The organism is Paraburkholderia aromaticivorans (assembly GCF_002278075.1).
Classification (GTDB): domain Bacteria; phylum Pseudomonadota; class Gammaproteobacteria; order Burkholderiales; family Burkholderiaceae; genus Paraburkholderia; species Paraburkholderia aromaticivorans.
This window is the reverse complement of the sequence record NZ_CP022989.1, coordinates 339,371-364,300: the sequence shown is the minus strand read 5'-3', so window position 1 is coordinate 364,300 and position 24,930 is coordinate 339,371. Positions and strand designations below refer to the sequence as shown.

The 24,930-nt window shown below is 64.5% G+C and carries 23 protein-coding genes; 4 read left to right on the top strand and 19 right to left on the bottom strand.

What is annotated here, in order from left to right; genetic code table 11:
* Nucleotides 1-7: 7 nt before the first annotated feature.
* Nucleotides 8-838, bottom strand: coding sequence for a glycosyltransferase (locus tag CJU94_RS01590; protein WP_095417270.1), 831 nt, complete (start codon nucleotides 836-838; stop codon nucleotides 8-10).
* Complete coding sequence (locus tag CJU94_RS01585) at nucleotides 835-2,097, bottom strand: oligosaccharide flippase family protein (RefSeq protein WP_095417269.1); 1,263 nt, start codon at nucleotides 2,095-2,097, stop codon at nucleotides 835-837. The genes CJU94_RS01590 and CJU94_RS01585 overlap by 4 nt, the downstream gene beginning before the upstream one ends.
* Before the next feature lie 292 nt (nucleotides 2,098-2,389).
* On the opposite strand from CJU94_RS01585, the gene CJU94_RS01580 reads away from it, so the two are divergent.
* From CJU94_RS01580 to waaA, 4 genes are all read left to right on the top strand, one after another.
* A complete protein-coding gene (locus CJU94_RS01580; protein WP_095417268.1) occupies nucleotides 2,390-3,784 on the top strand; it encodes a phosphomannomutase/phosphoglucomutase in 1,395 nt (464 codons plus the stop codon).
* A gap of 230 nt (nucleotides 3,785-4,014) precedes the next feature.
* A complete protein-coding gene (waaC, locus tag CJU94_RS01575; RefSeq protein ID WP_095417267.1) occupies nucleotides 4,015-5,016 on the top strand; it encodes a lipopolysaccharide heptosyltransferase I in 1,002 nt (333 codons plus the stop codon).
* Nucleotides 5,017-5,065: 49 nt separating this feature from the next.
* Nucleotides 5,066-5,950: a Kdo hydroxylase KdoO gene (kdoO, locus tag CJU94_RS01570; RefSeq protein ID WP_095417266.1), complete on the top strand. Its 885-nt coding sequence runs from the start codon at nucleotides 5,066-5,068 to the stop codon at nucleotides 5,948-5,950.
* A gap of 82 nt (nucleotides 5,951-6,032) precedes the next feature.
* Nucleotides 6,033-7,349 (top strand): lipid IV(A) 3-deoxy-D-manno-octulosonic acid transferase, encoded by a 1,317-nt coding sequence (gene waaA / locus CJU94_RS01565; protein ID WP_095417265.1) that lies wholly within the window; start codon nucleotides 6,033-6,035, stop codon nucleotides 7,347-7,349.
* 36 nt (nucleotides 7,350-7,385) lie between these two features.
* Here the strand turns inward: waaA and ureG are convergent, their stop codons facing one another.
* The 17 genes from ureG to CJU94_RS01475 form a co-directional block, all read right to left on the bottom strand.
* Nucleotides 7,386-8,039, bottom strand: coding sequence for an urease accessory protein UreG (ureG, locus tag CJU94_RS01560; protein ID WP_095417264.1), 654 nt, complete (start codon nucleotides 8,037-8,039; stop codon nucleotides 7,386-7,388).
* 11 nt (nucleotides 8,040-8,050) lie between these two features.
* Nucleotides 8,051-8,731: an urease accessory protein UreF gene (locus CJU94_RS01555; protein ID WP_095420171.1), complete on the bottom strand. Its 681-nt coding sequence runs from the start codon at nucleotides 8,729-8,731 to the stop codon at nucleotides 8,051-8,053.
* Complete coding sequence (ureE, locus tag CJU94_RS01550) at nucleotides 8,718-9,389, bottom strand: urease accessory protein UreE (RefSeq protein ID WP_095417263.1); 672 nt, start codon at nucleotides 9,387-9,389, stop codon at nucleotides 8,718-8,720. Before ureE ends, CJU94_RS01555 begins: the two co-directional genes overlap by 14 nt.
* A gap of 2 nt (nucleotides 9,390-9,391) precedes the next feature.
* A complete protein-coding gene (ureC, locus tag CJU94_RS01545) occupies nucleotides 9,392-11,098 on the bottom strand; it encodes an urease subunit alpha (RefSeq protein WP_095417262.1) in 1,707 nt (568 codons plus the stop codon).
* Nucleotides 11,099-11,156: 58 nt separating this feature from the next.
* A complete protein-coding gene (locus CJU94_RS01540) occupies nucleotides 11,157-11,462 on the bottom strand; it encodes an urease subunit beta (protein WP_095417261.1) in 306 nt (101 codons plus the stop codon).
* Nucleotides 11,463-11,480: 18 nt separating this feature from the next.
* Complete coding sequence (gene ureA, locus CJU94_RS01535) at nucleotides 11,481-11,783, bottom strand: urease subunit gamma (RefSeq protein WP_095417260.1); 303 nt, start codon at nucleotides 11,781-11,783, stop codon at nucleotides 11,481-11,483.
* 175 nt (nucleotides 11,784-11,958) lie between these two features.
* Complete coding sequence (locus CJU94_RS01530) at nucleotides 11,959-12,762, bottom strand: transporter substrate-binding domain-containing protein (protein ID WP_095417259.1); 804 nt, start codon at nucleotides 12,760-12,762, stop codon at nucleotides 11,959-11,961.
* A gap of 499 nt (nucleotides 12,763-13,261) precedes the next feature.
* Nucleotides 13,262-14,143 carry an urease accessory protein UreD gene (locus tag CJU94_RS01525; protein WP_095420170.1) on the bottom strand — a complete coding sequence of 294 codons (882 nt, stop codon included), beginning with the start codon at nucleotides 14,141-14,143 and terminating at the stop codon, nucleotides 13,262-13,264.
* Between the two features lie 116 nt (nucleotides 14,144-14,259).
* A complete protein-coding gene (gene urtE / locus CJU94_RS01520) occupies nucleotides 14,260-14,952 on the bottom strand; it encodes an urea ABC transporter ATP-binding subunit UrtE (RefSeq protein WP_095417258.1) in 693 nt (230 codons plus the stop codon).
* Between the two features lie 45 nt (nucleotides 14,953-14,997).
* The gene (gene urtD / locus CJU94_RS01515; RefSeq protein WP_091796480.1) at nucleotides 14,998-15,861 is read right to left on the bottom strand and encodes an urea ABC transporter ATP-binding protein UrtD; all 864 of its coding nucleotides are present in this window, start codon (nucleotides 15,859-15,861) and stop codon (nucleotides 14,998-15,000) included.
* Nucleotides 15,858-17,042, bottom strand: a complete 1,185-nt coding sequence (gene urtC / locus CJU94_RS01510; RefSeq protein WP_095417257.1) for an urea ABC transporter permease subunit UrtC — start codon at nucleotides 17,040-17,042, stop codon at nucleotides 15,858-15,860. The genes urtD and urtC overlap by 4 nt, the downstream gene beginning before the upstream one ends.
* A 1-nt stretch (nucleotide 17,043) precedes the next feature.
* Nucleotides 17,044-18,705 (bottom strand): urea ABC transporter permease subunit UrtB, encoded by a 1,662-nt coding sequence (gene urtB, locus CJU94_RS01505; protein ID WP_095420169.1) that lies wholly within the window; start codon nucleotides 18,703-18,705, stop codon nucleotides 17,044-17,046.
* A 200-nt stretch (nucleotides 18,706-18,905) separates the two neighbouring features.
* Entirely contained in the window at nucleotides 18,906-20,204 is a 1,299-nt protein-coding gene (gene urtA, locus CJU94_RS01500; RefSeq protein ID WP_091796478.1) for an urea ABC transporter substrate-binding protein, read from the bottom strand.
* A 356-nt stretch (nucleotides 20,205-20,560) separates the two neighbouring features.
* Complete coding sequence (locus tag CJU94_RS01495; protein ID WP_244220894.1) at nucleotides 20,561-21,823, bottom strand: DUF3443 domain-containing protein; 1,263 nt, start codon at nucleotides 21,821-21,823, stop codon at nucleotides 20,561-20,563.
* Between the two features lie 320 nt (nucleotides 21,824-22,143).
* Entirely contained in the window at nucleotides 22,144-22,635 is a 492-nt protein-coding gene (locus tag CJU94_RS01485; RefSeq protein ID WP_095417256.1) for a DUF2844 domain-containing protein, read from the bottom strand.
* A gap of 145 nt (nucleotides 22,636-22,780) precedes the next feature.
* On the bottom strand, nucleotides 22,781-24,121 hold the full coding sequence (locus CJU94_RS01480) for a DUF3443 domain-containing protein (RefSeq protein ID WP_095417255.1): 1,341 nt from the start codon (nucleotides 24,119-24,121) through the stop codon (nucleotides 22,781-22,783).
* Between the two features lie 28 nt (nucleotides 24,122-24,149).
* Nucleotides 24,150-24,614, bottom strand: a complete 465-nt coding sequence (locus tag CJU94_RS01475) for a DUF2844 domain-containing protein (protein WP_095417254.1) — start codon at nucleotides 24,612-24,614, stop codon at nucleotides 24,150-24,152.
* Between the last annotated feature and the right edge of the window lie 316 nt (nucleotides 24,615-24,930).

Genomic DNA, 24,930 nt, shown 5'->3' with positions numbered 1-24,930 from the left:
GAATGATTTAGCGGCTCGCGCGCGGCGCGAGCAGGCTGCGCTTGATCCGTTGCAACGCGCGGTAAGGCGTGACCAGATGCAGCAGATTTTTGGCGAGGCCCAGCCAGTCATAAATATTGGCGGCGTTGAAGTGGCGCAGTTGCAGCCGCAGCGTCGAGCTGACCTGGCGGCGCCGTTTGGTGGCGCTGATACCGCCTTCGTTCAGTTCGTAATAGAGCCCGAGCTCCGGCAGGTTCGCGCAGTCGTAGCGTTCCATCAGACGCACGAACAGGTCGAGGTCCTCGGCGGAGCGGTACTCGGCGCGGTAGTTGCCCACCGCGCGCACGGCGTCGATGCGCAGCATCATCGAAGGATGCGCAAGGCATGAGCGAAAGAAGCGCAAGCGCCGGATCGCGTTCGGTTCGGCGGGCGGCGTCAGCATGAAAAGCGGTTTGCCTTCGCGGGTGACGACTTGCGTCCACATGCCGAGGCCCGCCACGCGGGGATGCAATTCCATGAACAGGCGTTGTTTGGCGAGCCGCTGCGGCGCGCTGCGGTCGCCCGCGTCGATGCGCGCCGCATAGCGAAAGCCGCGCTGGGCAAGGGCGTCGATGCCGGTTTGCAAGGCGCGCTCAATGCCGCCGTTCTGCGCCATGCGCAGCACTTCGATCTTCATGCCGGGGATGGCCGGCGCGACGATCGGCGGCGTGCTGCCGTCGTCGACGATCAGCACATGCACCGGCGCGCTTTCACTGAACGACGCGAGCGTGAGATCGACGTCGGCCTGGCCGTTATAGGCGGGGATCAGTACCGCGACGTCGTCGAGGGTCATCTGCGCGGTGGCGGGTGAGTTCGTCATGGGCGCAATTTGAAACGGATGTAATAAAGATTAACCGACGCGGCCGCCAGATAACCGGCCGCGAGGCCCACCAGCGCGCCATAGGCGCCAAGCCGCGGAATCGCCAGCAGATTGACCACGAACGCGACGGCCAGCGCCAGCAGCCACTTCGAGAGCAACACGAACCTGGCCTGATATTTCAGCACGACGAGATTGCCGATCGCTTCGATGCCGGCCGGCACGGACAGCCACACGGCCCAGCGGAAAATCTCGATCGCGCCTTCGAACTGCGGGCCGAACACGCGGCGAATGATCAGGCCGGCGAGCAGGTCCAGCACGAGTGCGCCGCTCGCCATCAGCGCGGCGGTCATGGCGGTGAGCCGCCACATATTGCGGCGCAACTGGGCGGCGTCCTGGACGCGATAGACGAAGGCGGGCGCAATGGTCTGCGCGAGCATCAGCGCGAGCGTGATCCAGTTCTCGTTCAACTGCTGGGCGGCGGAATAGCGCCCGAGGTCGGCGAACGAGATGGCCCGTTCGAGCATGAGCCGGTCCAGTTTCAGGAACAGGTACATACAGATCAGGCCGAGCCAGAACACGGTGCCCGCGCTCGCGAAATGCCTGAAGAGCGCATGGTCCAGATGCCAGCCGAGCTTGCCGCCGTGCCGGCGCACGTAATAGATCACGAGGACGGTGCCGATGGCCGCCGATTCGAGCGCCCACAGCCAGCCGAAGCGCGCGGGCGTGGCCGCCGCGCGCACGAGCAGGTACACCAGAGCGGCTTTCAATACCGCGGTGCTCATACTGGTGAGCAACTGCGGCTTGCTGTAGGTCATGCTCTGCAGCCACGCATTGATCACGCCGACGAACGGCTCGCGAAACAGCATGGTCACGGCGAGGCCGCCAAGCATGGCGCCGACCAGCGGCTCGAAGAAATGCAGCGCGATGCCGAGCCACGTGAGCAGCAAGGCCGCGACCGACACCGAGATGCGCAGCGCGAAGGCGCTGCCGAGCACGGTGCCGAGCTGCGCGGGCGGCCGGTTGACGATGGTGGGCACGAGAATCTCCGAGCCGCACACCCACGTAATGGGCGAGAGCACCAGCAGCAGCGTGTTGGCGTATTGCCATTTACCGAAGATATCCGGCCCGAAGTAGCGCGCCAGCATGCCGCTGATCACGATTGCCACGCCGATCTGCGTGAGCCGCTCAAGCCCGAGCCAGACAATATTCTTGAAGGCGCGCGTGACGTCCGGATTGGCGAAGCGTTTGAGCGTCAGCATCCGGTGGGCGCTCGCCGGTCCGCTTGCGCCGGGCGTGCCGACGGCACGGTGAGCGCGCGCGGCGCCCCTGATCCGCGCGGCGCGGCGTGCGCGTTTGCCCACCCAGCCGAGTGTATCGGCAACTTTACAATTGGAGGGCGTCTAAGCATTAGAATGGTGCTATAAGGCTGGTCCGAAAAGCGCAATTATAAGTTGGAACCGGATCGCTTCCGGCAAGGGCGCATCGCTGTGTTTTACCGATTTGTCAGCGGTGCGCCGGTCAAAATTCTCCATTGCACGCAAGTGAGCCAACATGATCTCCAAATCTATCTTCAAGGCATATGACATTCGCGGTGTAATCGGCAAGACGCTCGACGCCGATGCGGCGCGTTCGATCGGCCGCGCGTTCGGCAGCGAAGTGCGGGCGCAAGGCGGCGACGCCGTGGTGGTCGCGCGTGACGGCCGCCTCTCGGGTCCCGAGTTGGTCCAGGCGTTGTCGGACGGTCTGCGTGCGGCCGGCGTCGACGTGGTCAACGTGGGCATGGTGCCCACCCCGGTCGGCTACTTCGCGGCCAGCGTGCCGTTGCAGCTCGACGGCGGCGAGCGTCGCGTCGATTCGTGCATCGTCGTGACGGGTAGTCATAATCCGCCGGACTACAACGGCTTCAAGATGGTCCTGCGCGGCGCGGCCATTTACGGCGAGCAGATCCTCGCGCTGCATCAGCGTATCGTCGACGAGAACTTTTCGGCAGGCAGCGGCACGTACACCGAGTACGACATCGCCGACGCCTATCTCGATCGCATCGCGAGCGACATCAAGCTCGCGCGTCCCATCAAGATCGTGGTCGACACCGGCAACGGCGTGGCCGGCGGCCTCGCGCCGAAGCTGTTCAAGAAGCTCGGCTGCGAACTGGTCGAGCTGTTCACCGAGATCGACGGCAACTTCCCGAACCATCACCCGGACCCGGCTCACCCGGAAAACCTGCAGGACGTGATCCGCGCGCTGAAGGAAACGGACGCCGAAATCGGCTTCGCGTTCGACGGCGACGGCGACCGCCTCGGCGTCGTCACCAAAGACGGCCAGATCATCTATCCGGACCGCCAGCTCATGCTGTTCGCCGAAGAAGTGCTGTCGCGCAACAAGGGCGCGCAGATCATTTACGACGTCAAGTGCACGCGCAATCTCGCCAAGTGGGTGAAGGACAAGGGCGGCGAGCCGCTCATGTGGAAGACCGGCCACTCGCTCGTCAAGGCGAAGCTGCGCGAAACCGGCGCACCGCTCGCCGGCGAAATGAGCGGCCACGTGTTCTTCAAGGACCGCTGGTACGGTTTCGACGACGGCCTGTACACGGGCGCGCGCCTGCTCGAAATCCTCACGCGTGTGGAAGATCCGAGCAAGCTGCTGAACGCGCTGCCGAACTCGAACTCCACGCCTGAGCTGCAACTGAAGCTCGAAGAAGGCGAGAACTTCGAGCTGATCGCGCGCCTGCAGCAGAACGCAAAGTTCACCGGCGCGGACGACGTCGTGAAGATCGACGGCCTGCGCGTCGAGTATCCGGACGGCTTCGGTCTCGCGCGTTCGTCGAACACCACGCCGGTCGTGGTGATGCGGTTCGAAGCCGATAACGACGCGGCGCTCAAACGCATCCAGGAAGACTTCCGCCGCGTGATCCTCGCGGAGAAGGCTGACGCGAAGCTGCCGTTCTAAACGCTGAAGCGGCGGCGCGGTTCGAAATGAACCGGCGCCGTCGTCGAACGCGGCGCGGGTTTCACTTACCGCGCCGCGTTTTTTCATGCGATTCACATGCAACGCGCTAGAATTGCCGTCCTCGTGAGAAAACGCCGAGTTTCTCATCTCCTTCCGAGGGCCCGGCGCACAGCGACGGGTTCGGGGCTCTCTCAACGCATCTTCGGGCCGGATAGCCGGTTTTCCCACTCTTGAGCGTGCAAAAGATACTGATCGTGAGGGTGTCGTCATTGGGCGACGTCGTTCACAACATGCCGGTGATCGCCGACATCCGGCGCCGCCATCCCGAGGCGCAGATCGACTGGCTCGTCGAAGAAAGCTTCGTGGGGCTCGTGCAACTGGTGAACGGTGTGCGGCGGGCGATTCCCGTGTCGCTGCGGCGCTGGCGCAAGCGCATTCTGTCGCTCGACAACTGGCGCGAGATCGGCGCCTTCCGCCGCGCGCTCGCCGCCGAAAACTACGACCTCGTGATCGACTGCCAGGGGCTCATCAAGACCGCGTGGGTCGCGAGCATGGCGCGCGGGCCGCTGGTCGGCCTTGCCAACCGCACCGAGGGCGCGGGCTTCGAGTGGCCGGTGCGCTTCTTCTACGGCAAGCGCGTGCCGATCGAGCCGCGCACGCATGTGGTAGAGCGCACGCGCCAGCTGGTGGCCGCGGCGCTGAACGACCCGCCGCCGCAACCCACCGACGACATCGACTTCGGGCTCGACACCGGGCGGGCCGCGCTGGCGTTGTCCGAGGCGAATCTGAATCTGCCGGTGCCGTACGTGGTGTTCGTGCACGCCACCTCGCGCGCCGACAAGCAATGGCCGGATACCGCGTGGATCGAACTGGGGCAGTCGCTGGTGCGGCGCGGGGCGTCGATCGTGCTGCCGTGGGGCAGTGAGGAAGAGCGCGCCACCAGCGAGCGCCTCGCCAAAGAATTCGGCGCCGCGGCCATCGTGCCGCCTAAACTCTCGCTGCCGGCGGTGGTCGGCCTGATCGAAGGCGCGGCTGCGACAGTTGGAGTTGACACAGGTCTCGTTCACATCGCCGCGGCGCTGAAGCGCCCGACCATCGAGTTGTACAATTTCGCCACCGCGTGGCGCACCGGCGGCTACTGGTCGCCGAACGTCGTCAATCTCGGCACGGCCGGACAGCCGCCCACGCTGCAACAGGTGAAGTCGGCACTCGCGGGCTTCGGCCTGCTGTAATACGTCCGGGGCGCTTCGCCTTGCGCTCCAACCGTTTTCAAGGGCGACCATGAACGAAACCCAGATCATCGAAGTAGCGAACGCCGACTGGCACGGGCGCAACCTGTCCGTGCCGCGCGAGATGCTGCTCGCCGGCGTCGAACGCGGCAAAGTGCTGTATTTCCCGAATCTGCGCTTCGCGATCGAAGGTGGCGAACAGGCGCTGCTCGACCCCGCGCTTGCCGATCCGAACCGCAAGAACATCAGCCTCGAACCGAACGGCGGCGCGTTGCACGGCGTGGCCGGCGACGCCGTTACGCAATCCGCGGTGCGCGCCTTGATCGCGCGTTATCAGGCCAACGCGCGCACGCTGGTCGACGGGCTCTTTCCCGAATACAACGGCAGACTGCGTGTGGCGCCCACCAGCCTGCGCCTGCATCAGGTCGAAACGCGCGAGACCTCATGGCGCAAAGACGATAGCCGTCTGCACGTGGACGCCTTTCCTTCGCGGCCGAATTACGGCGAGCGCATTCTGCGCGTGTTCACCAACGTCAATCCGCATGGCGCGCCGCGCGTGTGGCGCGTCGGCGAACCGTTCGAGGACATGGCCAAACGCTTTCTGCCGCGCATCAAGCCGCAAATGCCGGGCTCGGCCTGGCTGCTGAATCTGCTGCACGTGACTAAATCGCCGCGCAGCGAGTACGACCATCTGATGCTGCATCTGCACGACGGCATGAAGGCCGACCTCGACTATCAGAAGTCGAGCCCGCAGGAGACCATGCCGTTTCCGCCGGGCAGCGTGTGGGTATGTTTCTCGGATCAGACTTCGCACGCGGTGATGTCCGGCCAGTTCATGCTGGAGCAGACCTTTTTCCTGCCGGTCAAGGCGATGGCGCAGCCCGAATGCGCGCCGCTCGGGATTCTCGAACGCCTCAAGGGCAGGGCGCTGGTTTGAGCGCCGCGGTCCAATTGCGGGCAGCCCATTTGCCGCTTTCGCTCAGCGCGCCGGTTCGCGCGTTCAGCCACGCGGAGCGCCGATGCTGAGGGCGATCTATCAAGCGCTGTGGTGGATCATCGCGCCGCTGGCCGTATTGCGTCTGTTGATCCGCTCGCGCAAGGAACGCGGTTATCGCGAACATATCGGCGAGCGGTTCGGTTATTCGCGCGGCCGGCTGCCTGAAGACAGTGCGCCGCTCATCTGGGTGCACGCGGTGTCGGTGGGCGAAACGCGCGCCGCGCAGCCGCTGATCGACGCGCTGATGAAGGCGCGTCCCGACGCCCGCATTCTGTTGACCCACATGACGCCGAGCGGGCGCGCCACCGGCGAGCAGATTTTCGGCGACCGTGTTTTGCGCAGCTATCTGCCGTACGACATGCCGCATGCGGTGCGGCGCTTCTTGCGGACGTGGCGGCCGTCGCTCGGTCTCGTGATGGAAACCGAAGTGTGGCCGACGCTGATCGACGAATGCCGGCGCGCGGATGTGCCGCTGGTGCTGACCAATGCGCGGATGTCGGCGCGCTCGTACAGGCGCGCGGCGAAATTCGGCCATGCGACCAAAGACGTGTTCGGCGGCTTTGCGCGTGTGCTGGCGCAGAGTCCGGCGGATGCCGAGCGGCTGACCGCGCTCGGCGCGCGCAACGTGGCGGTGCTCGGCAATCTGAAATTCGACATGTCCACGCCGCCCGAGCTGGCGGCGCGCGGACATGCGTGGCGCGCGGCGATCGGCGCGCGTCCGGTCTGGGTCGCGGCGAGCACGCGCGAGGGCGAAGAGGAATTGGTGCTGCAGGCGTTCGCGGCGCTCGGCATCGACGAAGCGCTGCTGATTCTGGTGCCGCGCCATCCGCAACGTTTCAACGAAGTGGCTGGGCTGGTCGAGAAGGCCGGGCTGCGGCTCGAACGGCGTTCGGCGTGGGCGCCGGATGCGAGGGTGGCGTCGGCGGCGAACGCGAGCGGCGGTGTGCCCGCGTTGCCTGCGGGCGTGAACGTGCTGCTGGGCGATTCGATGGGCGAATTGGGCGCTTACTATGCAGCGTCGGATCTGGCGTTTATCGGCGGCAGCTTGCTGCCGTTGGGCGGGCAGAATCTGATCGAAGCGTGCGCGGTCGGTGTGCCGGTGCTGATCGGGCCGCACGTGTTCAACTTCACGCAGGCCACCGCGGATGCGGTGGCGGCGGGCGCCGCCGTGCAGGTGCAGGATCCGGCCGATCTGGCGCGGGCATTGCGCGAGTTGTTCGGCGATAAGGCCCGAAGGCTGGCCATGGGCGGAGCCGCGTCGGCGTTCGCCGCGCGCCATCGCGGCGCGACGGCGCGGACCGTGGATGTGTTGATGGCGTTGTTGCCGGAAGGGGAGTGAGGCAGGGGGCGCGAAAGCCTGGCTTGCGCCCATCCCTCAAACTTTCAACAACCCCTTCTTCTCGATAAACTTCACCACTTCATCCAACCCGTCGAGCGCCTTCAGATTGGACATCACGAAGGGCCGCTCGCCGCGCATCTTCTTCGCGTCCGAGGCCATCACGTCGAGATTCGCGCCGACCATCGGCGCGAGGTCCGTCTTGTTGATCACGAGCAGATCGGACTTCGTAATGCCGGGGCCGCCTTTGCGCGGAATCTTCTCGCCGCCCGCCACGTCGATCACGTAGATCGTCAAGTCCGACAGTTCCGGACTGAAGGTCGCCGCGAGGTTGTCGCCGCCCGATTCGATAAACACGATATCCGCATCCGGAAAACGCGTGAGCATGCGGTCGACGGCTTCGAGATTGATCGAGGCGTCTTCGCGGATCGCCGTATGCGGGCAGCCGCCCGTCTCGACGCCCATGATCCGTTCAGCCGGCAATGCGCCCGCCACGGTCAAGAGACGCTGGTCTTCCTTCGTGTAGATGTCGTTGGTGATGGCGACGAGGTCGTACTGTTCGCGCATCGCCTTGCACAGCATTTCAAGCAACGTGGTCTTGCCCGAGCCGACCGGGCCGCCGACGCCCACGCGCAGCGGCGGCAGTTTTTTGGTGCGGACGGTCGAGTGGGCGGGATGATGAGGTGCGTTCATGATGGATCGTGTTATGAGCGAAAGAGCCGCGAATACTGCGACTCGTGACGCGCCGACAGAATGCCGAGTTGCGGCGCGAAGGTGTTGATGTTCTCGGGCGATGTGGCGAGAGCGCGCGTCACGGCGGCGTCGATTGGCTCGCGCAACGCGACGATGATGCGTTGACCGGCGAGCTGTCCCAGCGGCACGGCTTTCAATGCGGCGGCCGCCTGGTTTTCGACCCAGCTGAAGGCGTAGGCGGCGAGGGCGGCGTCGACGGCTGCGTCGTGGGCATAGGCGGCGAAGGCGAAGGCGGTGGGCTGCGCGAGCGGCGTCATCGAAGCGAGCGTCGCGCGCCGGTCCGCATCGCCCCATTCCAGCGATGCGCACAGTTGCCGCAACGACCAGCCCATCTGTTCCGTTTCGCGGCGCAATTCCGCGGACTCACGGCTCGCGAGGAATTCGCTGTTGGCAACGCGCAAGCCTTGCGCGTCATGCGTGCGCCAGCGTTCCATCTGATGCGCGAGGAACGGCAGTTCGCCGTGCGCGAGCACGTCGGTCAATCCGCTGGCGATCCACGCGCGGGCGGAGTCGGCATCGGTGATCAGTTGCGCTTCGATGGCGGCTTCGAGACCCTGCGAGTAGCTGAACGCGCCGATCGGCAGCGCCGGCGACGCAAGATGCAGCAACGCCGTTAGTTCAGCGATGCGCATGATGGTGGCGATGCCCGTGGCCGCACGATTCGTCGTGGACGTGATCGCCGTGGTCGTGGTCATGCGCATGCGCACGCTCATGCTCACGCGCCGCGTGACCATGCCCATGGTCGTGGTCGTGGTCATGCGAATGCTCATGCCCATGATGCTCGCCGAACACCTGCTGCGCGAGCGCATAGTCTTCGGCGAAGGTTTCGTCGTGACCATGTTTATGACCGCCGCCGTACGCGCCGGATTCCGGCTGGAACGGCATCGAGACCTGATCGACCGTTGCGCCGATGCGCTTGAGCATATCGGCCAGCACCGGATCGTATTCGAGCTTCAGATAGTCCGCGCCGACTTCCACCGGCGTATGGCGATTGCCGAGGTGATAGGCGGCGCGAGTCAACGTCAACGCATCTTTCGCGCGCACGTAGAGCACCGCTTCCGGCGCGGCGACGACGCGCACGAGGCCGCCGTCGTCGGCAACCAGCACATCGCCGTCACGCAAAACAGTGCCGCGCGGCAACAGCAGCGCGACTTCTTCGCCGCTATCGAGCGTCGCCGCGAGCCGGCTCTTGCGCCGGTCGTCGAACGCCAGCGTCAAGGTCGGCGCGCGCTTCACCAGCACGGGCGCGAGCTTCAGATGCGGCGCAATCAGTTTGTCGAGGGTACGCATGGTCAGAACAGGAAGTAGCGTTGCGCCATCGGCAGCACGGTGGCCGGTTCGCAGGTCAGCAACTGACCGTCGGCAATCACCTGATAGGTTTCCGGATCGACGCTGATCGCCGGACGCCACGCGTTGTGGATCATGTCCGCCTTCGAAATGTTGCGGCAGTTCCTGACCGCAACGATACGCTTGTTCAGGCCGTAGCGTTCGGCGACGCCGGCGTCCGCGGCCATCTGCGAGACGAAGGTGAGCGACGTGCGCCCCAATGCGCCGCCGCGCGTCGCGAACATCTCGCGATAGTGCACCGGCTGCGGTGTGGGGATCGACGCGTTCGGGTCGCCCATCTGCGCCATCGCGATCATGCCGCCCTTGAGAATCAGCGACGGCTTGATGCCGAAAAACGCCGGCTCCCAGAACACCAGATCGGCCCACTTGCCCGGCTCGATCGAGCCGACTTCATGCGCGATGCCGTGCGTGATCGCCGGGTTGATCGTGTATTTGGCGACGTAGCGCTTTGCGCGGAAGTTGTCGTGCCGCGCGTTGTCTTCGGGCAGCGCGCCGCGTTGCACTTTCATCTTGTGCGCCGTCTGCCACGTGCGGATGATCACTTCGCCCACCCGGCCCATGGCCTGCGAGTCCGACGACAGCATGGACAGCGCGCCGAGGTCATGCAGGATGTCTTCGGCGGCGATGGTCTCGCGGCGAATGCGCGACTCCGCGAAAGCGATGTCTTCCGCAATCGACGGATCCAGGTGGTGGCACACCATCAGCATGTCGAGATGCTCTTCGAGCGTATTGACGGTGTACGGGCGCGTCGGATTGGTCGAGGAGGGCAGCACGTTCGCTTCGCCGCATACCTTGATGATGTCCGGTGCGTGGCCGCCGCCCGCGCCTTCCGTGTGATACGTGTGAATCGTGCGGCCCTTGAACGCGGCCACGGTCGCTTCGACGAAACCTGCTTCGTTCAGCGTATCTGTGTGAATCGCGACCTGCGTGTCGGTATCGTCGGCAACCGAGAGGCAGTTGTCGATCGCGGCGGGCGTCGTGCCCCAGTCCTCGTGCAGCTTCAGCCCGATCGCGCCGGCGGCGATCTGCTCCAGCGCCGGTTGCGGCTGGCTCACGTTGCCCTTGCCGAGAAAGCCGAGATTCATCGGATAACCGTCGGCCGCTTGCAGCATGCGTTCGAGGTGCCACGGGCCCGGCGTGCAGGTGGTTGCGTTCGTGCCGGTGGCGGGACCTGTGCCGCCGCCGAGCATCGTGGTCACGCCGCTCGCGAGCGCTTCTTCGATCTGCTGCGGGCTGATGAAGTGAATGTGCGTATCGATGCCGCCCGCCGTGACGATCAGGCCTTCGCCCGCGATCACCTCGGTGGACGCGCCGATCGCGATCGTCACGTTCGGCTGGATGTCGGGATTGCCCGCTTTGCCGATCGCGGCGATGCGGCCGTTCTTGATGCCGATGTCGGCCTTGACGATGCCCCAGTGATCGAGAATCACCGCATTCGTCACGACGGTATCGACCACCTCGGCATGCACGCGTTGCGACTGGCCCATGCCGTCGCGAATCACTTTGCCGCCGCCGAATTTCACTTCTTCGCCGTAGGTGGTGAAGTCGCGCTCGACTTCGATCAGCAACTCGGTGTCGGCGAGGCGCACGCGGTCGCCGGTGGTGGGGCCGAACATTTCCGCGTATGCGCGGCGGCCAATGCGTAAGGTCATGGTGTGGGTCCGGAAATGAGCAAGGCGGTCTGGGCGCGTGCCGCGAGAGGGTGGGGCATCACAGCTTGCCCATCACCTTGCCGTTGAAGCCGTAGACGACGCGCTCGCCCGCCAGTTCGACCAGCTCGACGGTGCGTTCCTGACCGGGCTCGAAGCGCACGGCGGTGCCCGCCGCGATGTTCAGCCGGAAGCCGCGCGCGGCTTCACGATCGAACGCGAGCGCTTCGTTCACTTCATAGAAGTGGTAGTGCGAGCCGATCTGCACCGGACGGTCGCCGGTATTCGACACGACCACCGTGACGGTGGCGCGGCCCGCGTTGAGCTCGTGTTCGCCGTCGTCGATGAGGAATTCGCCGGGAATCATCTGGGCTGCCTTGCGTGTTTAAGGAATCGGGTGGTGAACGGTGACGAGCTTGGTGCCGTCGGGGAACGTGGCTTCGACCTGGATGTCGGGGATCATCTCGGGCACGCCTTCCATGACGTCGTCACGGGTGAGCAGCGTGGTGCCGTAGTGCATCACTTCGGCGACGGTCTTGCCGTCGCGCGCCGCTTCCATCAGCTCGGCGGTGATGAAGGCGATCGCTTCCGGGTAGTTCAGTTTGAGGCCGCGTGCGCGGCGCCGTTCGGCAAGCAGCGCGGCGGTGAAGATCAGCAGCTTGTCCTTCTCGCGAGGTGTCAGCTTCATCGAATGTGTGCGTAGGGTTGCAACGGTTGTGGCGGCGGTCCTGGTCGGGACCGGCTGCGACAATGATAGGCGCTGCGCGTCATGGCCGCGATCAGGTGCGAGGCACGGGATGCGTCCATGACGAATGCAATGCCGGATAAGCCGGTCACGGTATCAATTTCGCCTAACGGCACGCTTACAGATCGGCCGGCAGCGGTGCGCTGAACCACTTCTTCGACATCGTGTTGAGCGTGCCGTCCTGCTTCGCCTGCGCGATGGCCGCGTTCACTTTCTGCTGCAGGCGCGGCTCGTTCTTGTTCATGCCGACGAAGCACGGCGAATTCTTGATCACGAACTTCGGTTCCGGCCGACGCGGCGGATTCTTCGCGAGGATCGCGGCCGCGACGATATTGCCCGCGGCGATCAACTGCACCTGGCCCGAGAGGAACGCGGCGATGGTCGCGTTGTTGTCCTCGAAGCGCTTGATGGTCGCGTTCGGCGCCATTTGCGTGAGGCCGATTTCTTCCAGCGCGCCGCGGGTTGCGCCGACCGTTTTGCCGGTCAGATCGGCGGGGCCGCTGACCTTGATATCGGCGGGACCGAACACGCCCTGGTAGTACGGCGCATAGGCGCTCGAGAAGTCGATCACCTTCTCGCGATCCGGCGTCTTGCCGAGCGACGAGATCACCAGATCGACCTTACCCGTTTGCAGATACGGAATGCGGTTGGCGCTGTTGACCGGGACGAGTTCGAGCTTCACGTTCATCGACTTCGCGAGCAGGGCGGCGGTGTCGATATCGTAGCCTTGCGGTTTCATATCCGCGCCGACCGAACCGAACGGCGGATAGTCCTCCGGCACGGCGACTTTCAGCACGCCGGCCTTGGCAATGTTATCGAGGGTGTCCGCGTGAGCGGCGGGCGCATGGATGGCGAGGACGGGCGAGAGCAACAATGCGGCGAGCCAGGCGCGACGCGCGGGGCGGAGAGTCGATCGTGTCATGTTCTGTGAGCGGAGGTGGCGGAGGTGGTGGCAGCGAGCCGGTCGGCTGCCGTCAGGGTGCGGCAGCATCGTGGGGGATTTTGATGCAAGGTATGTGCCATGGCGGTGCAGCATGGGCTGCCGGCCGACGAAATAACGGGCGCACGTAATTGACGCAACGCGACGCGCCAAATTGGTGCGCGACGCGTCTTACGACGGTGAAAGGAGAGCGGTCACTTTCCGCAGGAAAGCATCCACGAATACCGCGACGGCGCGCGCAGCGCCGCCGGAAGAATGACTGCTGTGTCACAGACGGGGAATGTGCGAGAACCCAGATTCCAGATGCACCACTACCGAGGCTGCGCGAGGGGCCCGCTTATAAGCTGGCGGTTCAAAGCCGCTTTCTTTGCTTACTTTCTTTGCGGCGGCAAAGAAAGTGAGTGCCGCCCCGCACAGGGGCAACGCTAATGGACCACTAAGAAATCAAGGAAAGGCCAAAAACCAAAAAAACCCACCAAATTCAAGTCGCCCAAATCCGCAAAGGCAGAGCCCCAACCCCATGCACAACCGGCCGCAACTGAAGCCAGCACTGAGTCAAAGCCCGCTGCAGCGTCTCCATAGACCGCGAGACAGCGCGCACGATCACCACCCCAGAGGTCACACAAGAAGCCGCACCTCTAAGCGACCCATCAAACGACAACTGAGCGGTAAGCGCTTCAGCGAGCGCATCATCGCAAGCCGCGCCGACCGCCCAAAGCGTTCCATAAGCAGGAAACCCGGCGAGCCCCTGAGCCGCATCGCGCAGCGAGTCATTCGCCGAGAGGCTGGCCCGCTCGAGCCAAAGCAATTCGCCGTCAGCGCCAACGATCCGCGACAGCGAACGCAAGCTCCCCTCCGACCACCGCTCACCGGCAGCCTGCCGTCCGAGTTGAGTTGCATCCCATCCCAAAGCCGTGGCACCCTCGCCGAGGGTCAACGAAAAATCCAGCTTCGCATTAGCCTGATCGAACACGATATTGTTTTGCGGCAGCCAATCGAGCTTCGCCCGCGCGCCGACACGCACATCGATACGCTGTTGCGCTTCACGCCCATTGGACTTGTACCACTTGGTCGCCCCAGGCGTGGTAATGACAGCATGCGCTGCGTCGCCAACCGCAACATCGATAGCGAGCTCATCACCGCCCGCGATCCCACCAGGCGGATGCACGATCACCGCATGACAAACGCCATATCCTTCCGGATAGAGCGGCCTTTGAACCCGCAAAGGCCCATCATGCAGCCGATGCTTGAGCGTAGTCCGCTCGCCATCCCTGACAAAACCGAGTTCAAGGCGCGCGCGCCATTGCGAATGTGCGCCGGCTTGCGCGATAGCGAGGGTAGCGTGATTTTCGTGAAGCGACATGCGAATGAAATGCGACCAGACGGAGAACAGCAAAGCGTGCCTGCGCACGTCAGACAGCGCTCAACCGCGCTGCCACAGGATGCGTCGAGAATAGCACGCGCGGTGCGTGACGCCGCTCACACGGCGATCAGCGTGCGCACGCCATCGGCATCCATATTGGCGCCTTCTCCGCCCGCGATGATCTCGCCGCGGCTCATCACCCAATACCGATCCGCGATCTCTTTGGCGAAGTCGTAATACTGCTCGACGAGCAGCACCGTCATGCCCATTTCCTCGACCAGTTGACGCAGCGTGCGGCCGATATCCTGAATGATCGAAGGCTGAATGCCCTCGGTGGGCTCGTCGAGAATCAACAGTTGGGGATCGCTCATCAACGCGCGGCCAATGGCGAGCTGTTGCTGCTGCCCGCCGGAGAGATCGCCGCCGCGCCGGCTGCGCATATCCTTTAACACTGGGAACAGTTCGTAGATACGATCCGGGATCTTCTTGGGCGCCTTCTTGCTGGCGGCGCCCACCAGCAGATTTTCCTCGACGGTCAGCCGCGGAAAGATATCGCGGCCTTGCGGCACATAAGCAAGGCCTTTTTCCACGCGCGAGTAGGTCGGCAGTTTGGTGATCGCCGCGCCGCGCCAGGCGATCGAGCCGCTCTTCGTTTGCACCACGCCCATCAGGCAGCGCAGCAACGTGGTCTTTCCCACGCCGTTGCGGCCGAGCAGGACAGTGAGTTTGCCGTCGGGCACGGTGAGCTTCACATCGCGCAGGATGTGGCTGCCGCCGTAGTACTGGTTCAGGTTTTCTACTTCTAGCATGTCCGTTCGACCCTTTGTTTCACCGTCCCGTTTGAGAGACCCGCTTCACCGGCCCAGATAAGACTCGATGACCGTCTCATCGCGCTTCACTTCGTCGAGCGTGCCGTGCGCGAGCACACGTCCTTCGGCCATCACCGTCACCTTGCCGGTCGAGCCTGATAGCGCCGCCACGAACTCCATATCGTGCTCGACGACCATCATCGAACAGGTGCCGCGCAGATGATTGAGCAATTCGGCTAACTGCATGGTTTCGTCGTCGGTCATGCCGGCGGCCGGCTCGTCGAGCAGGAGCAGCGCCGGTTGCTGCATCAGCAGCATGCCGATTTCGAGCCGTTGCTTCTGGCCGTGCGACAGTTCGCCGGCAAGACGCCGCGCTTCGCTCTCGAGGCCGATCAACGCCAGCGTCTCTTCGATGCGCGCCTGTGCCTCGCGGTCGAGCCGCGCGCGTAGCGAGGCCCACCAACCCTTGTCGGCCTTCATCGCCAGTTCGAGGTTTTCCCACACGGGATGCTGTTCGAACACCGTGGGCTTCTGAAATTTGCGGCCAATGCCTGCACGCGCGATGGACGGCTCGTTCATACGCGTCAGATCGATCGACTGGCCGAGAAACACCTTGCCGGAATCCGGCTCGGTCTTGCCGGTAATGACGTCCATCATGGTCGTCTTGCCGGCGCCGTTCGGACCGATGATGCAGCGCAATTCGCCGGCGTCGATCGTCAGCGTCAACGCGTTCAATGCACGAAAACCGTCGAAGCTCACGGTCACGTCTTCGAGATACAGGATCGTGCCGTGCGACACGTCGATCTCGCCGGGCACGACCGCGCGGCCCATGCTCGCCACACCGCTCAACGAGGTTTCAGCGGGATCTTCCGGTAACGCCAGATCAGGAACCATCGGGTTTTCGTTCATGAGCGGTTCCTTTTGCGCGTCACGAGTTCGATCAGCCCCATGATGCCGTTCGGCAGGAACAGCGGGACCAGCACGAAAATCAGACCGAGAAAGAACAGCCAGTATTCAGGGAAGTTCGCCGTAAAGAAGCTCTTCGCGCCATTCACGGCAAACGCGCCGATGATCGGGCCGATCAGCGTGCCGCGTCCGCCCACGGCAACCCAGATCGCCATTTCGATCGAGTTGCCCGGCGACATCTCGCCCGGGTTGATGATGCCGACCTGCGGCACGTACAGCGCGCCGGCAATGCCGCACAACACGGCGGACACCGTCCATACGAACAGCTTGTAGGCGAGCGGGCTGTAGCCGAGGAACATCAGGCGCGTTTCGCCGTCGCGCACCGCGGTTACCACGCGGCCGAGCTTCGAGGTGACGATGGCGCGCGCGCCGAGGAACGCGAGGATAAGCACGGCGAACGTGATCAGCAGCAGCGCGGTGCGCGTGCCTGGATGCGTGATGGGAAAGCCGCCAATGCGCTTGAAGTCGGTAAAGCCGTTATTGCCGCCGAAGCCCGTCTCGTTGCGATAGAACAGCAGCATCGCGGCGAAGGTCATGGCCTGCGTGATGATCGACAGATACACGCCCTTCACCCGCGAGCGGAACGTGAAGAAGCCGAACACCCACGCGACCACCGCCGGCACCAGCACCACCAGCAACAGTGCGTAGCCGAGATGCTGCGTGCCTTGCCAGTACCAGGGCAAGTGATGCCAGTCGAGAAACACCATGAAGTCGGGCAGGTCGCTGCCGTATTTGCCTTCGTGGCCGATCGAGCGCATCAGATACATACCGATCGCGTAGCCGCCGAGCGCGAAGAACAGCGCGTGCCCCAGGCTCAGAATGCCGCAGTAGCCCCATACGAGATCGAGCGCCAACGCCGCGATCGCGTAGCACATGAACTTGCCGGTGATCGTCATCGCGTACGCCGACAGATGCAGCGCGCTCGTCTCCGGCACGACTAGCGTTGCGAACGGCACGCCGAGGCCGAAGACGATGATCAACGCGATCAGCGCGAGCCACGCCCGCCGTGACAGCAGCGCGGGGCGCGGCGGCAGGCCGAGCGCGAAACCCGCTTGCGCTTCGCGTCCGGCGAGCGCGCCGCCGCCGCTTGCGCCGACGTGAGCCGATGAAGTTGCAGATGTCATCTCATGCCTCCGCGCTACGGCCCTTGAGGGCGAACATGCCCTGCGGACGCTTCTGGATGAACAACACGATCAGCACGAGCACGGCGATCTTCGCGAGCACCGCGCCCCAGAACGGTTCGATCGCCTTGCTGATGAGTCCGAGGCCGAAGCCGCCGATTACCGTGCCGGCCAACTGGCCGACGCCGCCCAGCACCACGGCCATGAACGAATCGATGATGTAGCTCTGGCCGAGGTCCGGTCCGACGTTGCCGATCTGCGAGAGCGCACAGCCACCCAGACCGGCGATGCCCGCGCCGAACGCGAACGCATACGAATCGACCCGTGCGGTCTTCACGCCGACACAGGCCGCCATGCGCCGGTTCTGCGTCACGGCGCGCACGAACAGGCCGAGCCGCGTCTTGGTGAGCACAGCCCACGCGATGCCGACCACGATCAGCGAGAACGCGAGAATCGCGAGCCGGTTGTACGGCAGGATCAGATTGGGCAGCACGGTGACGCCGCCGCTCATCCACGCCGGGTTGACCACCTGCACGTTCTGCGCGCCGAACAGCATGCGCGTCGCCTGAATCAGGATCAGGCTGACGCCGAAGGTGGTCAGCAGCGTTTCGAGCGGGCGGCCGTACAGATGCTTCAGCACCAGCCGTTCGAGCACGATGCCCACCAGCCCCGCGGCGACGAACGAGGCCGGAATGGCGAGCAGCGGATACCAGTCGAACGCGCCGGGCGCGAAACGCTGAAAGAGGTTCTGCACGACATAGGTCGCGTACGCGCCGATCATCAGGAATTCGCCGTGCGCCATGTTGATCACGCCGATCAACCCATAGGTGATGGCAAGGCCCAGCGCGGCGAGCAGCAGCACGCTGCCAAGCGAGAGGCCCGCGAACAGCGTGCCGGCGATCTGGCTGCGGCGCTGGATCGCGTCGAGTTCGTCGATGCCGCTTTGCGCGGCGGCGCGCACGCGGTCGTCGGCTTCCACGAAGGTGCCGTCCGGCTTCTTCGCGACGATCGGCCGCAGCAGCTCGTTCATGTCGAGGTCGTGTCGCGCGGCGACCAGTTGCACGGCTTCGAGGCGCCTTGCGGGGTCGGCGTCGTGCAGCGCGGTCATCGCCCACAAAGTGTCGAGGCGCTTCTTCAGCGCGGGATCGGTTTCCTTTGCGCGAGCCGCGTCGACGAGCGGTTTGATCGACGGATCCGGGTTCTGCAGCAGCGCGGTGATCGCGGCTTCACGTGCCGCCTTGTCCGGCGAATCGAGCTGCAGGCCCGACAGCGCGCCGGCCACTTTCGAGCGCAGCAGATTGTTCAGCGTGACCGGCTGGGCATCGCCCGCGGCGACGGTCTTGCCGGTGACCGCGTCCTTCGCGGTGTCGCCGTCCTGCAGCAGCACGGCGCCCGAATCGGTGGCGAGCGCGCCGTCTTCGGACAGGGCCTTGAGCACCGCCATCGACTCCTTGTCGTGATTGGCGATCAGTTTGTCGATGGCCGCGGATTTCGCATCGAAGTCGTCGCCGGCAAGCGGCGCCACATCGGCTTGCGTCAGCGCGAAGGCGGTGAGCGGTGCTCCGGCGAGCAGCACGAGCGCGGCGCCGGCTATGCCGCGCCGCGCGAGCCGTCGTGCCAGGGTGCGTGCCCGTGTTCGAGCGGATGTGAGGAATGAGAACGCCATGGTGGCCTTTGAAGAAAAACCGGCAGGGCGGCGCGGCATGTGGGCAAGCGCCGCGGCCGCGCCGTCGAGTTGCTGCGCGCGAAAGTCGTGCGTCGCGACGCCGGATCACGGCACGAACGCAGACGCGGTGGCCGCGCCTGTCGCGGGCTTGCATCGGCGTGCCATGCCGGCAGACGTCGCCGTCACGGCACGCCGTTCGCTCAGGCGACGCGCGAGCGCTTCAGGAACGCCGGGATCGAGCTGACCACGTCCGGCTTGCTCGAATTGCCGGCAATGAACGGGCTCCACGGCTGCGCGCGAATCGCGGTCTTGGTCCGCCATACCACGTTGAACTGGCCGTCGGCGCGCACTTCACCGATCATCACCGGCTTGTGCAGGTGGTGATTGCCGTCCATTTCGAGTGTGAAACCCGAGGGCGCCGCGAAGGTCTGGCCGACCATCGCCACGCGCACCTTGTCGACTTCGGTGCTCTTGGCCTTCTCGACCGCCTGCTTCCACATATGGATGCCGACGAAGGTGGCTTCCATCGGGTCGTTGGTCACGCGCTTGGTGCCGCCCGGCAGGTTGTTCTGCGCGACCCATGCGGCCCATTGTTTCTTGAACTTTTCGTTGGCCGGATTGCGCAGCGACATGAAGTAGTTCCACGCCGCGAGGTTGCCGACCAGCGGCTTCGTATCGATGCCGCGCAGTTCTTCCTCGCCGACCGAGAAGGCGACCACGGGCACGTCCGACGCCTTCAGCCCCTGGTTGCCCAGCTCCTTGTAGAACGGCACGTTCGAGTCGCCGTTCACCGTCGAGATCACCGCGGTCTTGCCGCCTTGCGAGAAAGTCTTGATGTTCGCGACGATGGTCTGGTAGTCGCTGTGGCCGAACGGCGTATAGACCTCCTGAATGTCGGCTTCCTGGACGCCCTTCGACTTGAGGAACGCGCGCAGGATCTTGTTGGTCGTGCGCGGGTACACATAATCGGTGCCCAGCAGGAAGAAGCGCTTGGCGCCGCCGCCTTCCGCGCTCATCAGGTATTCGGTCGCCGGAATCGCCTGCTGATTCGGCGCTGCGCCCGTGTAGAACACGTTGCGCGACATTTCCTCGCCTTCGTACTGCACCGGGTAGAACAGCAGGCCGTTCAGTTCCTCGAACACCGGCAGCACCGATTTGCGCGACACCGAAGTCCAGCAGCCGAACACCACGGCGCACTTGTCCTGCGTGATCAGCTGACGCGCTTTTTCAGCGAAGAGCGGCCAGTTCGACGCCGGGTCGACCACCACCGGCTCCAGTTGACGGCCCATCACGCCGCCGTTCTTGTTGATGTCCGCAATGGTCATCAACGCAGTGTCTTTGAGAGAGGTTTCGGAGATCGCCATCGTGCCCGACAGCGAATGCAGGATACCGACCTTGATCGGGCCGCTGCCCGACTGCGCGTGGGCAAACGGAACCTGACCAGCAAGCGCCAGCGCGCCCGACATGGAGCCGAACTTCAACAGACTGCGACGTTTCATGTATATCCCCTTGCCATTGATGGTGACTGTTTATGGGCGTCGATTTCAGCCAGCAGGGCTTATCCCGCATGACTTGCCGCTTGTGTACTGCAAGCCACATGCCATGCAGTAAATTCGACTTGAAGGACGGGGATGGCATGCTGCGGCGCGGCTGGGGGGCCGCCGCCCGATGCGTGTTACGGCGCAAAATTGGTGCAGGATCGAACCCCGCGCCTCGTTCGGGTGCGTGCCGCGCCGCAACGAAGCGCGCGTATCCGCCAACGGGCGTCGGCGGTGCATGTCCGCCGCGCCTTTGTGCATGCGCCGTGCTCTGGCTTCACTGACGCGAGGCGATCAAACGTGCAAGGTGGTCGCGCCTAGAACGCGACGAAGGGTCCGGTCTGCGCGCCGATCTGCGCGCCGTTCAAGCCGGTGAATACGTCGCGGCCGAAGAAGAAGGGCAGGCCCCAGATGAAGTAACTGGAAAGCGATGTGTAGACGGGAAGATCGTCGTGCGCGGCGTAGGGGCCGTTCATCAGGCCGGCCGTGTTGGCGACCTGGAACGGCACCGTCACGGGCACCGTCGCGCCGCTGCCGGGTTTGAGCAGAGCGGACAAGCTGAGAGGAGTCGGTGGCGTGTAGCGTCTCCACGGGTCGAACGGGATCGCGCGATCCTGGAAAGTGTTCGTGTTCGACCCGCTGTCCAGCACGCCTCTCGCGAACACCGCACCTTTATAGGTGGTCGTGAAGAAGCCGTTGCTGTCGAGCGGGATGATATGGGCCGCCGACGGCAGCCGATTGTTCTGCTGCGTGCCGATGCCGAACACCAGTTCGCCGGTCGCGCTCGCCTGACCGCCGGCCGGCAATGCGGGCAGACGGATGATCGTACCGTTGTTGTCCGATGTGAAAGCGGCGACTGGATTCATGACCTGCGTGTCGAGCGGCACGCGGGTGCCTTTGCACGAACCCGTGGACGGGCAGTAGTAGTAAGTTGCCGATAACGCCGTTTGAGCCGCGAGCGGAAAGTCGCGCACCGCTGAACCGACGCCGACCACGCCGTTGGCGCCTAGATCGGTCACCGTGCCGATGTTCCCGAGACCCACCGATGCGCAGTCGGCAGGCGTGACATACGCGCCGTCGCCGATGACCTGGATCGGCAGGTTGCCGGCCGCCTTGCCGCCGATCGTCACGTCGGCGCGCCTGATGGGCCCCCACGCGTAACCCGAGGCAAACTGCGCGCATTGGGCGATCGGCGCTGCGCTGGTGGGATCGTCGGTGGCGCCGGTCTGGGCGGGCAAGCGACCTGTGAGCGCCGGACCCAGTGCGCTCGCCAGCACGCGCACGCCTGCCGAGCCGGTGTCGACCAGCATGTGGTCGATCGTCGCGCATTGGTTCGCGCCTTGTACGCCAGGGATGCAGATCGTGACGGTGACGTACGGCTGGTTGGCGTAGTCGCCCGTCCACCGCGCGACGGTGATCGGGACGGTGTTGATGTCGGCCGTGGGGGATGGCGTCGGCGATGGGGTTGGGGTTGGCGTAGGAGTCGGTGTAGGAGTCGGAGTCGGAGTCGGTGTCGGAGTCGGGGCGGGACTCGGAGTCGGACTCGGAACGGGCCTTGGCGCCGGGTTGGGGCTCGACATCGGCGCGGGACTCGGTGTCGGAACGGGCCTCGGGGCCGGGCTCGGACTCGGCATTGGAGCAGGGCTCGGTGTCGGCGCGGGCGCCGGTGCTGGAACTGGCGTCGGCATTGGGCTCGAAGAGGGGCTTGGCGACGGCGCAGAACCCGGCGTCGGCGTGACCGGTGCCGGCTTGCCCTTGTCTTGTGTCGCGTTCGCGTCACCGCTCTCGCTCCCGCCGCCCCCGCAGGCGGACAGCACTGCGCTAACAGTCAGGATGGCGAAGCAAACGGATGGATTGAATGTCTTCATGTTTCCTGTGATTGGTGAGTCGCGCCGCGGCTTCATTGCAGATCTTCCACGCGAACATTGGTGGGGACGAGGCGCGGCAGGAACGCCTTGCCTGTGGCGTGTCCGGGCGCGCCTGCTGACTCGATCTGAAAGTCGCCGTTGCGCTCGATCAACGGCCCCGTGCCACGAGCCCGCATCGCGCTGGCGGCTACGGCGTTGGGCAAATAGCTGCCGAGCAGCGCGCTCATATCCGGCCGCACCGGGCCGTCCCACGTGACAGCAAAGACAACGTTCGACGGCAACACGTATTCGCGCACGATCACGCCGTTGGCGTCACGCGACGCGCGCACGGTGTAGGCCACGGAAGTGGAAGTGGAAGTGGAAGTGGAAGTGGAAGTTGAAATTGATGCGGAAGCGGCGTTAGAGGTTGCCGCACGGAGCAATGGTTGCGGCGCCACTCCCGCACCCGGCGCGGCACCCAGCGCCGCATACGACGCGAGCGGAGCCAGAGCCGCCGCAGCCAGCGCAACCTTCACGAGATTCATCACATTGCTCCTCAAAAACAGGTCGGAGCATGGTGCCAGCGGGGCGTTATTGGGATTGTCGGAAAGGTCTGAACCAAAATCGGAAAGGGCGTAAGGAGACGCTGTAGTAGCGCAGCGTCTCCTGAGCCAGTCGACCACTTAGTCGTTAGAACGCGACGAACGGTCCGGTCTGGTTGCCGACCTTCGCGTTTCCAATTACCGTATAGACATCGCGGCCATAGAAGAACGGCAGGCCCCACAGGAACATATTGTTGTGGCTGCTCGTGAAGTACTGACCGATGTTGTCGAACGCCGCGTAGCCGTTTGCCATCAGCCTGGCGGCGTTGCCGACCGAGAATGGCATCTGGAGCGGCGCGCTTTTTCCGTTGGTCGGGTCGATCGTTGCCGTGAGGTTCAGCGTGGCGGTCGGCGTGTACAAGCCCGTGGCGGAGACGGGAATCGTACTATCCGGAAAAGCGTAGCTCATGGTGCCGCTGTCGATCGCGCTTCGATTGAACACACGCCCTTGGTACTGCGTCGTGAACATGCCGTATTTGTCCACGGTCACGACGGTCGCATTGGCCGGCAACGCATTATTCGGCTGGGTGCCGATGCCGAACACCAATAGCCCCGTAACGGTCGCCTGGCCGGCCGCTGGCACGGCGGGCAGACGGATGATCGTACCGTTATTGTCCCTGGCGAATCCGGCAACCGGGTTCATGACTTCCTGGCTTGCCTGCATGCGCGTGCTGATGCAACGGTTCTGCGACGGGCAGTAGTAATAGTTGCCGGGAATCGCGGTGGTCAGGGCGTCCGCGGAATCGCTCGTGAAGTTGTCGATGCCGAGAATACCGTTGACGCCCATCGCGTCGAGCGCGGCGCCCAAGTCACCGCCGCCGTGTGCAATGCAATCGTCCGGCGTGGAGAACGCGCCGTCGGAGATCAACTGGATCGGAATATTGCTCGCGGACTTGCTGCCGATGGTCAGGTCGGCGCGCTTGACCGAACCCCATGTGAAACCCGAGGCAAACGGCATGCATTCGGCAATCGGCGCCGAACCGACCGGATCGTCGACTGCGCCGGCTTGCGTGAGCAACAGAGGCGCCAGCGTAGGGATTGCGCGGGATGCGATGCGCACGCCCGTCGAACCGGTATCCACCAGCATCCTGTCGACCGTCACGCACTGGCCCGCGCCCTGTGCCGCTTGCGCGCCCGGTGCGCAGACCGTTACCGCTGCGAAGAGCCGGTTCACGGTGCCTGTTGAAGTGTCGACACGGACCGCCACCGTGTTGTCTCCGGTTGCTGGCGGCGTCGGGTTGCCCGAATTACCGGAGTTGCCGGAACTGCCGGTGCCGCCCGGTGGCGGAATCCAGTCAGGCGTGGCGTTCCAGCCTATGGAATTGCCGCCTTGGTTGCCGCTGCCGTTCCCACCACCGCCGCCGCACGCGGAAAGCGCGATACCCGCAATGGCTGTTGCGAGACAGAGTGTCCTCTTCAATGCGTTCATGTTCTGTTTTCCCGTAGCTCGAAGCGCCTTATTGCAGATCGCCGGGACGCACGCCGGCGGGCATCAGGCGAGGCAGCCATGCCATGCCGCTGAAGCGCCCCAGTCGGCCGCTGGACTCGACGCGAAAATCGTCGTTGCCGTCGATCAGAGGCCCCGTGCCGCGCGCGCGGCTTTGCCCGGCGTTGACGAAGTTGGGGAAATAGCTGCCGAGCAGCGCTGTCATGTCGGGACGGATGGGTCCGTCCCACGAGACCGCGAACACGACGTTGTCGGGCAGCACGTATTCACGAAGGGTCACGCCGTTGGCGTCGATCGACTGGTGCAGGGAGTAGGGGGCCGCATTCGACGGTTGAGGCGAGGTCGAGACGGCGGATTGCGCTGCGGCGCGCAGCACGGTCGGAGCGGATGCGGCGCCGGGCGCGCCGCCCAACGTTGCATGCGATGCTAGCGGCAACACGGTTGCGGCTAGCATCGCGATCTTCAGAAATCTCATCACATGGCTTTCCCGAATAATGGTCGAAGCATGGTGCCTGTGCGATGCTCAGGAAACCGTATGAAATTTCTCAAATGAATAGCTGAAGCCGCGCAATGAATCCTTTGCGTTAGCGCTATGCGATAGACGGCAAACTGGACGCGGAGAAAGCGGAGAAAGCGGAGAAAGCGGAGAAAGCGGAGAAAGCGGAGAAAGCGGAGAAAGCGGAGAAAGCGGAGAAAGCGGAGAAAGCGGAGAAAGCGAGGAAAGCGAGGAAAGCGAGGAAAGCGAGGAAAGGCCAGCGGCCTGCGCGTGCAACACGTAAAGCGCGCACGCG